The 12381-nt window shown below is 66.9% G+C and carries 12 protein-coding genes; 6 read left to right on the forward strand and 6 right to left on the reverse strand.

What is annotated here, in order from left to right:
- Window positions 1–3 precede the first annotated feature (3 nt).
- Window positions 4–1083, reverse strand: coding sequence for a class II fructose-bisphosphatase (gene glpX / locus JF781_RS09225; protein WP_157884935.1), 1080 nt, complete (start codon window positions 1081–1083; stop codon window positions 4–6).
- Between the two features lie 55 nt (window positions 1084–1138).
- Here glpX and JF781_RS09230 point away from each other — a divergent pair, with 55 nt between their 5' ends.
- From JF781_RS09230 to JF781_RS09240, 3 genes are read left to right on the forward strand one after another with little or no spacing between them, the layout of a single operon-like run.
- Window positions 1139–1840, forward strand: a complete 702-nt coding sequence (locus JF781_RS09230; protein WP_225328085.1) for a DUF4245 domain-containing protein — start codon at window positions 1139–1141, stop codon at window positions 1838–1840.
- Between the two features lie 11 nt (window positions 1841–1851).
- A complete protein-coding gene (locus tag JF781_RS09235; RefSeq protein ID WP_225328086.1) occupies window positions 1852–2649 on the forward strand; it encodes a dienelactone hydrolase family protein in 798 nt (265 codons plus the stop codon).
- Window positions 2650–2657: 8 nt separating this feature from the next.
- On the forward strand, window positions 2658–4202 hold the full coding sequence (locus JF781_RS09240) for a carboxylesterase/lipase family protein (protein ID WP_225328087.1): 1545 nt from the start codon (window positions 2658–2660) through the stop codon (window positions 4200–4202).
- Here the strand turns inward: JF781_RS09240 and JF781_RS09245 are convergent.
- The 4 genes from JF781_RS09245 to JF781_RS09260 all read right to left on the reverse strand — a co-directional run bounded on the left by JF781_RS09245 (window position 4199) and on the right by JF781_RS09260 (window position 7475).
- Window positions 4199–5299, reverse strand: coding sequence for an NAD-dependent epimerase/dehydratase family protein (locus tag JF781_RS09245; protein WP_225328088.1), 1101 nt, complete (start codon window positions 5297–5299; stop codon window positions 4199–4201). The two genes, JF781_RS09240 and JF781_RS09245, sit on opposite strands and share 4 nt — an antisense overlap.
- 73 nt (window positions 5300–5372) lie before the next feature.
- The gene (locus tag JF781_RS09250) at window positions 5373–5642 is read right to left on the reverse strand and encodes an exodeoxyribonuclease VII small subunit (RefSeq protein WP_225328089.1); all 270 of its coding nucleotides are present in this window, start codon (window positions 5640–5642) and stop codon (window positions 5373–5375) included.
- Window positions 5632–6879, reverse strand: a complete 1248-nt coding sequence (xseA, locus tag JF781_RS09255) for an exodeoxyribonuclease VII large subunit (protein WP_225328090.1) — start codon at window positions 6877–6879, stop codon at window positions 5632–5634. Before xseA ends, JF781_RS09250 begins: the two co-directional genes overlap by 11 nt.
- Complete coding sequence (locus tag JF781_RS09260) at window positions 6876–7475, reverse strand: lipid droplet-associated protein (protein WP_225328091.1); 600 nt, start codon at window positions 7473–7475, stop codon at window positions 6876–6878. The genes xseA and JF781_RS09260 overlap by 4 nt, the downstream gene beginning before the upstream one ends.
- Before the next feature lie 89 nt (window positions 7476–7564).
- Between JF781_RS09260 and JF781_RS09265 the strand changes: the two genes are divergently transcribed.
- Entirely contained in the window at window positions 7565–8563 is a 999-nt protein-coding gene (locus tag JF781_RS09265) for a 4-hydroxy-3-methylbut-2-enyl diphosphate reductase (RefSeq protein WP_225328092.1), read from the forward strand.
- 13 nt (window positions 8564–8576) lie between these two features.
- Here JF781_RS09265 and JF781_RS09270 read toward each other — a convergent pair whose 3' ends face one another.
- Window positions 8577–9722, reverse strand: coding sequence for a DUF6542 domain-containing protein (locus JF781_RS09270; protein ID WP_225328093.1), 1146 nt, complete (start codon window positions 9720–9722; stop codon window positions 8577–8579).
- A gap of 140 nt (window positions 9723–9862) precedes the next feature.
- Between JF781_RS09270 and ychF the strand changes: the two genes are divergently transcribed.
- Complete coding sequence (ychF, locus tag JF781_RS09275; RefSeq protein ID WP_225328094.1) at window positions 9863–10936, forward strand: redox-regulated ATPase YchF; 1074 nt, start codon at window positions 9863–9865, stop codon at window positions 10934–10936.
- A gap of 182 nt (window positions 10937–11118) precedes the next feature.
- The gene (locus tag JF781_RS09280; RefSeq protein WP_225328095.1) at window positions 11119–12321 is read left to right on the forward strand and encodes a hypothetical protein; all 1203 of its coding nucleotides are present in this window, start codon (window positions 11119–11121) and stop codon (window positions 12319–12321) included.
- Window positions 12322–12381: the final 60 nt, after the last annotated feature.

Below are 12381 nucleotides of genomic sequence, written 5' to 3' on the forward strand. Positions count from 1 at the left end.
TGGTCAGGGCAGGGGATAGGCGGCAGAACTGTCGCCGGTGAAGTCGATGGCGGAGTATTCGTTGAGCTTCGAAAGCCGGTGGTAGGCCTCGATCATCCGGACGGTGCCCGACTTCGACCGCATGACGATCGATTGGGTGGTGCAGCCACCGGGGTAGTACTGCACGCCCTTGAGCAGGTCGCCGTTGGTGACGCCGGTGGCGCAGAAGAAGACGTTGTCACCGGACACGAGGTCCTCGGTGGTCAGGATCTGATCGAGGTCGTAGCCGGCGTCGATGGCCTTTTGGCGTTCCTCGTCGTCGGTGGGGGCCAACTGCGCCTGGATGGCGCCACCCATGCACCGGATCGCGGCGGCGGCGATGATGCCTTCGGGGGTGCCGCCGATCCCGGCCAGCATGTCGGTGCCCGAGTGCGGCCGGCAGGCCGAGATCGCGCCGGCGACGTCGCCGTCGGTGATCAGCCGGATGCGGGCTCCGGTGGCCCGGACGTCTTCGATCAGCTGGGCGTGCCGCGGCCGGTCCAGGATGCACACGGTCATGTCGCGCACCGACAGCGCCTTCACCTTGGCGACGGCCTTGATGTTCTCGGCGATCGGCGCGGTGATGTCGAGCACGTGCGCGGCCTCCGGGCCGACGGCGATCTTGTTCATGTAGAACACCGCCGACGGGTCGAACATCGCGCCGCGGTCGGCCACCGCCAGCACGGAGATGGCGTTGGGCATGCCCTTGCTCATCAGCGTGGTGCCGTCGATCGGGTCGACGGCGAAGTCGCACTCCGCGCCGTCGCCGTTGCCGACCTCTTCGCCGTTGTAGAGCATCGGCGCGTGGTCCTTCTCACCCTCGCCGATGACGACCACGCCGCGCATCGACACCGAGTTGACCAGCTCGCGCATCGCGTCGACGGCCGCCCCGTCGCCGCCCTCTTTGTCGCCGCGGCCGACCCAGCGTCCGGCGGCCATGGCGCCGGCCTCGGTGACGCGGACCAGTTCCAAGGCCAGGTTGCGGTCTGGCGCCTCACCGCGCGGCCGCGCCTGCGCTGGAGCCCGGCCGTTGGCGGTGGACGAGCGGTCGCCCTCAACTGTCATGGTTGCTGATTGTCCCAGAAGCGGATCGGTCCGCTGGAACTGGGATACTCGGGGGATGACCGAGAAGCCGCCGCTGAATGCCAGCTCGGACGGCTCTGTGGCCGACGAGCCGGCCCCGGCCGCCGGCCCCGCGCCGCGGCCGGCGAAGCCCCGGCTGCTGCAGGACGGCCGCGACATGTTCTGGTCGCTGATTCCGCTGGTGATCGGCTGCGTGGTGCTCGCCGGCCTGCTGGGCATGTGTTCGTTCCAGCTCGACAGGCACCAGGGCCCCATCCCGTCCTATGACGCCGCGGCGGCCCTGCGGGCGGACGCCGCGACACTCGGCTTTCCCATCCGGCAACCGCAACTGCCCAGCGGCTGGCAGGCCAACTCCGGGCACCGCGGCGGGATCCCCAACGGGCGATCCGACCCCGCGACGGGCCAACGGGTGAACGCACCCCTCTCGGTGGTCGGATACATCAGCCCGAGCGGGATGTATCTGAGCCTGACCCAGAGCAACGCCGACGAGGACAAGCTGATCAATTCGATCCATCCGTCGGCATACCCGACCGGGGCGGTCGATGTCGCCGGGACCAACTGGGTCGTCTATCAGGGTTCCGGCGAAGGCGGCGCGGACGCCGAGGCGGTGTGGACGACCCGGCTCAGCGGTCCGGGCGGCGCGACGCAGATCGCGATCACCGGCGCCGGAAACAGCGATCAATTTCGTACGCTGGCCTCGGCGACGCAATCGCAGCCGCCGCTGCCGACACGCCGATAGAAGGGACCCGCGTGACCGCTCCAGAGGCCGATCTGTCCGGATGGTCGGCGGCGCCGTTCAGCGGTGGCGGCTACACGCACGACGTCTACCGCAAGGGCGCCGGCCCCGGCGTGGTGCTGATCCCGGAGATCCCTGGGATTCACCCCGGTGTGCTGGCCTTGGGTAATCACTTGGTGGACAACGGCTTTACCGTCGCCATGCCGTCACTATTCGGCCAGCCGGGCACACCAAGGACGTTCGGTTCCATCGCGGCGACCACCGCCAGGGCTTGTGTGACAAGGGAGTTCGCGGCGTTTGCGACCAACAAGGCGCGGCCGGTGGCGTCGTTCCTGCGCGCGCTGGCGCGCGACCTCAACGCCTCGACACCCGGCAAGGGCGTCGGCGTCATCGGACAATGCTTCACCGGGGGATTCGCGCTGGCCGCCGCGGTCGACGACAGCGTGCTGGCGCCGGTGCTTTCGCAGCCGTCGATTCCCGTGGCGCTGGGCGCCGCGCGTCGCCGCGACCCCGGCCTGAGCGAGTCCGAGCTGACCACCGTGGCCGACCGCTGCGCCAACGACGGCTTGTGCGCCATGGGATTGCGATTCAGCGAGGACAAGCTGGCGCCAGGCGAACGGTTCGCGACGCTCAAGGAGCGCCTCGGCGACGCCTTCGAGGTGATCGACATCGATTCGCGGCCCGGCAATCAGCACGGTTTCGGCAAGATGGCGCATTCGGTGCTCACCGACGAGGTCCGCGAAGTCGACGGACACCCCGCCTACGAGGCCCGCAAACGGGTGGTCCAATTCCTCACCGAGCGACTCACCTAGGCACGCGCATGGCGATCGACGACCTGGTGGTGGAAACCGGCTACGGCCCGGTCCGCGGCGTCGACGAGGGCGGCGTCAAGGCGTGGAAAGGCATTCGCTACGCGGCGGCGCCGGTGGGCGACTTACGTTTCCGGGCGCCGCAACCGCCCGAGCGCTGGACCGAGATCGCCGACGCCACCGCGTTCGGGCCGGCCTGCCCGCAACCGGTATTTCCCAACATGCCGCTGGATCTGGGCGCGCCGCAGGGGGAAGACTGCCTCCGGCTCAACGTCTGGGCGTCCTCGAACACCCGGCCCGGCGACGGCAAACCGGTGCTGGTGTGGCTGCACGGCGGCGCCTACGTCCTGGGATCGAGCAGCCAGACCCTCTATGACGGCAGCAGGCTGGTCAGCCACGGCGACGTCGTGGTTGTGACGGTCAACTATCGGCTCGGGGTGCTCGGCTTTCTCGACCTGGCGTCGTTCGACACCGCGGGGCGTAGGTTCGACTCGAACGTCGGGCTGCGCGACGCGCTCGCGGCGTTGGAGTGGGTGCGCGACAACGTCGCCGCCTTCGGCGGCGATCCGCAACGGGTCACGCTGTTCGGTGAATCCGCCGGGGCGGGGATGGTCACGACGCTGCTGGCCAGCCCGGCGGCCCAGGGCCTGTTCGCCGGCGCGATCGCGCAGAGTTCGCCGGCCACTTCGGTGTACGACCGCGATCGCGCGCACCGGGTCACCCGAGCCTTCCTCGACAAACTGGGTATCGCCCCGTCGGAGTTGCAGCGGCTGGTCGACATGCCGATGGCGACCATCCTGGCCACCTCGCAAGAGGTGTTCGACGAGGTGCCGGCGCGCAACCCGGGAACGCTGGCGTTCGTGCCGATCGTCGACGGCGACGTGCTGGGCGACTACCCGGTCAAGCTGGCGCAGGAGGGTCGTACCCATCCGGTCCCGCTGATCATCGGTACCAACAAACACGAGGCGGCACTCTTCCGGCTGATGCGTTCGCCGCTGATGCCGATCACCCCGAGCGCGATCACCTCGATGTTCAACCAGATCGCCGCCGAACAACCCGATTTGCAGTTGCCCACCGAGGAGGTGATCGGCTCGGCGTATTCGCGTATGCGGCGCAAGGCAAGGAGTTTGAGCATCGCGACCGACGTCGGCTTCCGGATGCCCTCGGTGTGGCTTGCCGAGGGACACGCCCGCGTGGCGCCGGTGTATCTGTACCGATTCGATTACTCCACCCCGCTGTTGAAGCTGCTGACGGTCGGGGCCGCGCATGCCACCGAATTGCCTTATGTCTGGGGAACTCTCGGTGCTCCCAAGGACCCCACGCTGAAGCTCGGCGGCACCAGAACCGCCAAGGCGGTCTCCAAGAGGGTGCGCACGCGATGGATCAACTTCGCCGCGCACGCCGAGCCCGCGGGCCCCGCCGGTGAGCCGGTATGGCCGCCGTACCGGGCGGACGATCGAGCCTGCCTGCTCATCGACAAGAAGGACGCCCTCGCGCATGACGTCGACGCGAACATCCGCGCCGCGTGGGGCAGCGAGATGGTGAGCTTCCGCTAAACGGAAGCCTTGGCCGCCAACGCTTCTCGCTTCATCTGGTCGAACATGCCCACGTAGTACGGCAGACATTCCGACAGCGCCTGTTCGGTGGTGAACAGGGGCTGGTAGCCGAGATCACGAGACGCCTTGGCGATCGAGAAGAAGTTGTCCAGATAAAGCCGCTCGACGGCTAGTGGCTCGAGCAGCGGCGCCGGTATGCCGAACCGGAAATGCAGCCGCTGCCAACCCGTCATCGCCGCGCGAACGAGCGGGCCGTTCACCCGGGCCCGCGGCCAATTCTCGCCGCAGGCCTCGACCACGGGCCGGGCGAACTCGAACATGTTGATCGGCTCGGCGTCGTTGATGAAGTACGCCTGACCGGGTGCGGTGCCGCCGGGCGCCAGATGCTGGGCCGCCAGGATGAAACCGTGAATCAGGTTGTGCACGTAGGAGTTGTCCAACCGGGCCGATTTGCGGCCGATCAGCACCTTGACGTGACCGGCGATCACGCTTTCGAACAGCTTGCGGAACATCGTCTGGTCGCCGCGGCCCCAGATGCCGCTGGGCCGAATCGCACACGTCAGTAGGCCGGCCCCACCGTTCGGGGAGCCGTTCTGGCCCAATACAAATCGCTCGGCGATCACTTTGGTCTCGGTGTACAGATCGTTGAACCGGTCGGTGTAGGGCAGCGTCTCGTCGCCGCCCGCGATGTTCTGGCCGCCCATCACGACGCTGTTCGACGAGGTGTAGACGAAGCGCTGCACCCCGGCCGCCTGCCCGGCGCGGACCAGGTTCTCGGTGCCCCCGACGTTGACCCCGAAGCTGCGCTGCCGGTACTCCTCGGTCACCGACGCGCCGCCCATCAGGTCGATGATCGCCGCCGTGTGAAACACCGTGTCGATGCCGTCGACCGCTTGGGCGCACACCGCCGTGTCGGTGATGTCTCCTTGCAGCACCTCCAACTGAGGATGCTCGGGCAATGGCGAGGGGGCCCGGTCAAACGAGCGGACCTGATACCCGCGGTCGAGCAGGGTGGTCACCAGGTTGGCGCCGACGAATCCGGACCCCCCGGTGACCAGGACGCGGCCGAGTTCGGCCGTCAGCGATGGATCACCCATGCGTCAAATCATAACTGAAACGTGTTCCAGTTCGGAAAAAGTCTTTCAACCCAGCCCTCCGACGTTGCGCGATTCAGGCGTCCTCGGCGTCGCCCGCCGCGAGAGCGTCCTCGATCCGCTTACGAGCGCCAGCTAAATGCTCTTCGCACCGTTTAGCCAGCTGTTCGCCTCTTTCCCATAGCTGCAGCGACGCATCCAGATCCAGCCCGCCCTGCTCTAACAGGCGCACGACCTCGATCAGCTCGTCCCGGCACGCTTCATAGCCCAGGTGACTAATAGGTGTAATGGATTCGGTCCCCTCCGGGCCGGCTGAGCCGTCCCCGCCGTCGTTCTTACGCGCCATCGGCCGGCCCTTCGCTGACCGCGGCTACGGCACCGTCGGCCACCCGCACCCGCAACCGGGTGCCCGCCGGCGCGTCGTCGACCGAACGCATCACCCTGCTCTCGGTGGCGCCGACCGTTTGCACGACGGCGTAGCCGCGCGCCAAGGTGGCCGCCGGCCCCAGCGTCGCCAGCCGCGCGCTCAGATGGCCGATCCGTTCGGTCTCGGTGGCGGCCAGCCGAGTGACGTCGCGGCGAATCGCCGAGCGCGCGCGGTGAACCTCCTCGGCGCGCGACCTCAGCGCCGCCAGCGGCTCGGCCAGCACCGGACGGCTGCGTATCTGGGCCAGGGCCCGCTGTTCGCGAGATACCCAGTTGCGCAGCGATTGTGCGCTGCGCCGGCGCAGTTCGTCGACCAGCCGCTGTTCGGCCGCGGCGTCTGGGACCGCCTTCTTGGCCGCGTCGGTGGGCGTGGCCGCACGCAGATCGGCGACCAGGTCGCACAACGGATTGTCGGGCTCGTGACCGACCGCGCTGATCACCGGGGTGCGGCACGCCGCGATCGCGCGGCACAGCGTCTCGTCGGAGAACGGCAACAGGTCTTCGACGCTGCCGCCGCCGCGGGCGAGGACGATGACGTCGACGTCGGCGTCGCCGTCGAGCTCACGTAGGGCGTCGACGATCTGCGCAACCGCGTTGGGTCCCTGGACCGCCGTGTTGCGCACCGCGAAACGCACCGCCGGCCAGCGTCCGGCCGCCACGGTTTTCACGTCCCGCTCGGCCGCGCTCGCCCGGCCGGTGATCAGGCCGATCATGTTGGGTAGGAAGGGGATTGGCCGCTTGAGCCGGGCGTCGAAAAGCCCTTCGGCGTCCAACAGCCTGCGCAACCGATCGATGCGCGCCAGCAGCTCGCCGACTCCCACTGCGCGAATCTCGCTGAGCCGCAACGAAAATGTGCCGCGGCCCGTGTAAAACGACGGCTTGCCGCACACCACCACCTGGGTGCCCTCGGCCAGCTTCACCGGTGCGTTCAGGACCAAATCGCGCGGGCACGTCACGGTCAGCGACATGTCGGCGGCGGGATCACGCAGCACCATGAACACGGTTTTGGAATCGGGCCGCATCGAGACCTGGGCGAGCTGACCCTCCACCCAGACGGTGCCCAACTTGTCGATCCAGCCCGCGACCCGGATTGCCACCGCGCGCACCGGAAAAGGGTTCTCGGCGGAGTTCGGTTCGGACGTGGCGGCGCGGGTCACTTCGCGTTCGCGCGGGTGATCCTGTTGGCGAGCAGCGTCTGGAACGGCGCGCGGCCCTTGGTCGCCTGCTCGTAGGCCAGCAGCTCTTCGAGTTCATCCACGCTCAGCGATTGCAGGCGGGCCCGCAGCTGCGCCAGCGTCAGGGCCGAGTAATCCAGTTCGGTGGCCACCGCCGGTAGGGGCACCGACGCGTCGGCCGCCGGCTTCTTCGAGGGGCGGGCGGGTTTGGTCAGCGCGCTGGCGTCCTCGTGCGCTTCGGCCACCGAGTACAGCGCAAACCGTCCCTCGGCCCGGCGCTCGCCCTCGCCGCCCTCGGTCACCGTGGCATATGCCCCGTCGACCGCGTCGTCCACGTCCTCGTCGAACGTCGCCCATTCCGGCTTCTCGTCCTTGGGCGGGAAAATCGACTCGAGGGTGCTGTCCCCCTTGATCACCAGTTCGGCGAGGTTTTGCTGGAAGCGCATCACCACGTGCGCCGCCTGACTGGCCAGTGTCATCGGGTACATCAGGATGGTTTTCGGCAGCCTGATGGTCTCCTCAACGGCGACCGTCGCCGCGCCGACCAGCAGCCGAACCCCATACGGTGCAGTAGCCATGGGTCCAAGATTGCCTTAAGCGGCGGCTAACTCCAAGCCCGCCGGCGCGAGCTGGCAGCCCCGTGTCGGCAGAACGTACCCTGGGGGACATGCCCTCGACCGTCGACATGGGGATTCCCGGCGCATCCAGCTCGGTGGCCGTGCCCCCCACCCGCAAGCGCGTGCTCCTGGCCGAGCCGCGCGGCTACTGCGCGGGCGTGGACAGGGCCGTCGAGACCGTGGAGCGCGCGCTGGAAAAGCACGGCCCGCCGGTCTATGTGCGTCACGAGATCGTGCACAACCGGCACGTGGTCAGCACGCTGGAAAAGGCCGGGGCCGTCTTCGTCGAGGAGACCGACGAGGTGCCGGAAGGCGCCATCGTGGTGTTCTCCGCGCACGGCGTCGCCCCCTCGGTGCACTCGGCGGCCGCCGAGCGCAACCTGCACACCATCGACGCCACCTGCCCGCTGGTCACCAAGGTGCACAACGAAGCCCGGCGATTCGCCCGCAACGACTACGACATCCTGCTCATCGGCCACGAGGGCCACGAGGAAGTCGTCGGCACCGCCGGCGAGGCGCCCGACCATGTGCAACTGGTCGACGGGGTCGCCGCCGTGGACAACGTGACGGTCCGTGACGAGGACAAGGTGGTGTGGCTCTCCCAGACCACGCTGTCGGTCGACGAGACGATGGAAATCGTCGAGCGGCTGCGGCAACGATTCCCGAAGCTGCAGGATCCGCCCAGCGACGACATCTGCTATGCCACCCAAAACCGGCAGGTTGCGGTCAAGGCGATGGCTCCTGAGTGCGAGCTGGTGATCGTCGTAGGGTCGCGCAATTCCTCGAACTCGGTGCGGCTGGTGGAAGTGGCGTTGGGCGGCGGGGCCGCCGCCGCCCACCTGGTCGACTGGGCCGAGGACATCGACCCGGCGTGGCTCGAGGGCGTCACCACGGTCGGCGTCACGTCCGGGGCGTCCGTTCCCGAGGTCCTGGTGCAAGGCGTGCTGGAGCGGCTGGCCGAGTGCGGTTACGACCTGGTGCAACCGGTGACCACCGCGCAGGAGACGCTGGTGTTCGCGCTGCCGCGCGAGATCCGCTCAGCCCGCTGAGGGGCTTAGACCGCTAGACGTCGTACTCCCAGGATTCCGCCGGGGGCCGTCCGTGCGCGCGGCCCGGCGTCCGTGAACGGCTCCGGTGCTCGGTGTGCGGCTCCCGCGGCTGGTCCTGGGTGCCGCCGCGGTAGCGGACCTGCGAGATGGGATGGTGCGTCCCGTTGTTTCCGGTCGACGGGGGTCGCCGGCGGCGCGGCTCGTAGGGCTCGCGGCTGTCGCCGTAGGACTCAGCGCCGTCGAAGCGGCTGGTGCGTGGCGCGGGCCGATCGTAAGGCCGCTCGTAGGGATTGCGGCGGGCGCGCGGCTCGCGGCGCGGCTCCCGGGGCGGTTGGCCGCGCAGCTCCGGATCGACGTCCGGCCTGGGCCGGCGGCGTGACCGACGGGGCGGTTCGGCGGCGTCGTAATCGCGGGCAGCCGCCGGGTTTCGACGGGTGCTGCGAAGCGGACGCTCCGGCCGCTCGACCGACTCCTCGTCGAGGGGCGGTCGCGCATGCCGGGAGCGGGCCCGCGCGGAACGCGTGGACGCGCGACCGTCGCGCGCCGTGCGGCGGGTCCTGGCCGACGAGCCCGACGTGCGACCGCGGCGCGCCTCGGAGGGCTCGTCGGTGTCGTCGGCATCGGACTGCAGCGCCGACTGCAATTTGGCGCCGATGTTGCTGAAGAAGGATTTGACGTCGACGCCGGTGGCGCCGGCGGTCTCGGCGGACGTGCTCACCGTGGTCGCGCCCCGGGCGTTCCCGAAATACCAGCGGGCCAGTCCGATCGCCAGGACGGCACCGGCGGTGCCCAGCATGAGCGGGAAGCGCTCGATGAGTGGATAGCCGCAGTTGATCAGCAGATCTTTGAGGCGGCCGATTTTGGCGTCGTGGAACAGCCAGTAGGCGCCGGGCACCGCGCAGAACAGGATCAGTGGCGGCTGGATGATCGTGGTGAAGATGCTGTCCTGGCGCACCGCGAGCACCGCCGCCACGCAACCCGCTATATAGAAGCCCGCAAAGACGTGGGTCAGTTCCTTGTGGCCAGCGTCGATGCCGTAGCCGATAGCTGTCGCGGTGACGGCGATAAGCACGGCTGCGTACCAGGGGGCGCCTGGGATGTTGGGGTGGATCGAACGGTGAGCACTGTCCACCGTCGCACTAGCCCGCTGTGCTGACACATGTAGACCGTACCGGGAATGGACCGAAAGGCTCGTAAATACCTCGTAGCGATCCTGTGGCGTGCCCCATTCTCGCGCAGATGGGCCGCGTGACGGTCCCGATCGTCCGGCGCCGCCGGGGCCCCTAGACTTGGCTCCCTGTGAGCCTGAGCCTGGGAATAGTCGGCCTGCCGAATGTCGGCAAGTCCACGTTGTTCAACGCGCTGACCCGGAACAACGTGGTGGCGGCCAACTATCCGTTCGCGACGATCGAACCCAACGAGGGCGTCGTCCCGCTACCCGATCCGCGGCTGGACAAGCTGGCGGAGATGTTCGATTCCGAGAAGATCGTGCCGGCCCCGGTGACGTTCGTCGACATCGCCGGAATCGTGAAGGGCGCCTCGGAGGGTGCCGGGCTGGGCAACAAGTTCCTGGCCAACATCCGCGAGTGTGACGCGATCTGCCAGGTGGTGCGGGTGTTCGCCGACGACGACGTGGTGCACGTCGACGGCAAGGTCGATCCGAGCGCCGACATCGAGGTCATCGAGACCGAGCTGATCCTCGCCGACATGCAGACCCTGGAGAGGGCGGTCCCGCGGCTGGAGAAGGAAGCCCGCAACAACAAGGACCGCAAGCCCGTGCACGAGGCGGCCGTCGCCGCCGAGGCCGTGCTGGACTCGGGCAAGACGCTCTTCGCGGCCGGTCTCGACGCGTCACCGCTGCGCGAGCTGAATTTGATGACCACCAAGCCGTTCCTGTACGTGTTCAACTCCGACGAGTCCGTGCTGACCGACGATGCCCGCAAGGCCGAGCTGTGCGCGATGGTCGCACCCGCCGACGCGGTGTTCCTCGACGCGAAGATCGAGGCCGAGCTCCAAGAGCTGGACGACGAGTCGGCCGCCGAGCTGCTGGAGTCGATCGGGCAAACCGAGCGTGGCCTGGATGCGTTGGCGCGGGCCGGCTTTCACACCCTCAAGCTGCAGACCTACCTGACGGCTGGCCCAAAAGAGGCGCGCGCGTGGGTGATTCACCAGGGCGACACCGCTCCGAAGGCCGCCGGGGTGATCCACACCGACTTCGAGAAGGGTTTCATCAAGGCCGAGATCGTGTCCTACGACGACCTGATCGCCGCGGGTTCGATGGCCGCGGCCAAGGCCGCCGGCAAGGTCCGCATGGAAGGCAAGGACTACGTCATGGCCGACGGCGACGTGGTGGAGTTCCGGTTCAACGTCTAAACGCCTACATCGAAGAGCATGGCCGAGTACATCTAGAAGTCGGTAGATGGCTTGTGGCAACGTGATTGCGGTGACGCAGCGGGAGTGTCCGTGCCGAGGATAGATATTTCCGTTTGCCCGACTTGCTGCGCTTGCCACGTCAAGACGAGCTTGCGTCGTGACTCGCTGAGTAGCCTGATCGTGTGGACAAACCGCTGGTAATCTCGACTGAGCTTTATAAGTACTGGCACGTCGATTTCCAGGACGAGACCATTCGAATTGTTTGTCAAGACGGTCAGATCATCGAGGAGGAACTGGAATCCGGGTCCAGGACTAGGGGCTCCCAGATCGCTAGTTCGACCTTTGATTGGGAAAAGTGGTGGGTCATGTCGATGACCACCAAGGGAGACCTGATCATTACCGAAGGGTTCAATCCTGCATGTCCGCCACCATTTAATGGCCGGCCTTCTATCTACCTTGATCAGAATCGCTGGCGGACCGTTTCTGACGTGCTGCACAATCCAACTCGAGTAAATGACGCTACTGAAAGCCGCGCGGCTCAAGGCCTCATCGATCTTGCCAGTGACGGCCGCATCGTCCTTCCGTTATCCATGGGGCACATGCTGGAGACGGAGGGCCTCTTCGGCGAGCGCCGATACGAGGTGGGACTGACCATGGCCAAGCTAGCTGGTGGGTGGCAGATTCGGCATCCACTCGACATCTGGAAGCATGAGGCTGAACTGACGATTCGAGGTCATCTCAGGCTCTTGGAGGGTGCGCCCGCTGTTCATCCCGTTTCGACCGAGCCTGGCGCGCTCTTCGGAAGTGACACAACGCTGGGTATCAGCGATGAGATGTCTGACGCAGATAAGTTTCTGGCAATGTTGACGATGCCGTGTGTGGTTCTGGATGCACTGATTGATCCCGAGCGTGCTCCGAAGCATCAGCTTGCAAAGTGGGTTGACCATCACTTGCGTATTACGGCCCAGATGCATGCGGAGAGGGTTCCGAAGCACCAGCGTCGTCGGCTCGCTAGGCGTCGTTACTGGAACGAGAACATCGGCTTCTATATGGCTGCTTACAAACGATTGACGCGCGCTACAGTCTTCCCGATGTTCAGCGACAACGAATTGGAAGAGTTGCTTTCATCTTCGCCCATGGTCGGGTTGTTATCCGAGCTCTTCGTGCGCCGATTCATTGATCATCAAACCAAGTGGAGTCGTAATGACTTGATCGACATGCTCCACCTTTCGAGTGCTGCGGCGTATACCGATTACGTGTGCGCCGAGGTGCACACTGGAACACAACTTCGCCAAGCCCAACGAACGATGGGGAGAAAGGAGACAGTGTTCACAAATTTCGAAGAATTGGTCGAGGCTGTTCAGGGAGACGTCGCTAGGCCGTGAACACTGAGTCCTTGAGTGGCAACGCCGAGCGTTCCCGTCCCGATACTTCTGGGCTTGACG

Source organism: Mycobacterium sp. WUMAC-067 (assembly GCF_020217485.1).
In the GTDB taxonomy this organism is placed as follows: Bacteria; Actinomycetota; Actinomycetes; order Mycobacteriales; family Mycobacteriaceae; genus Mycobacterium.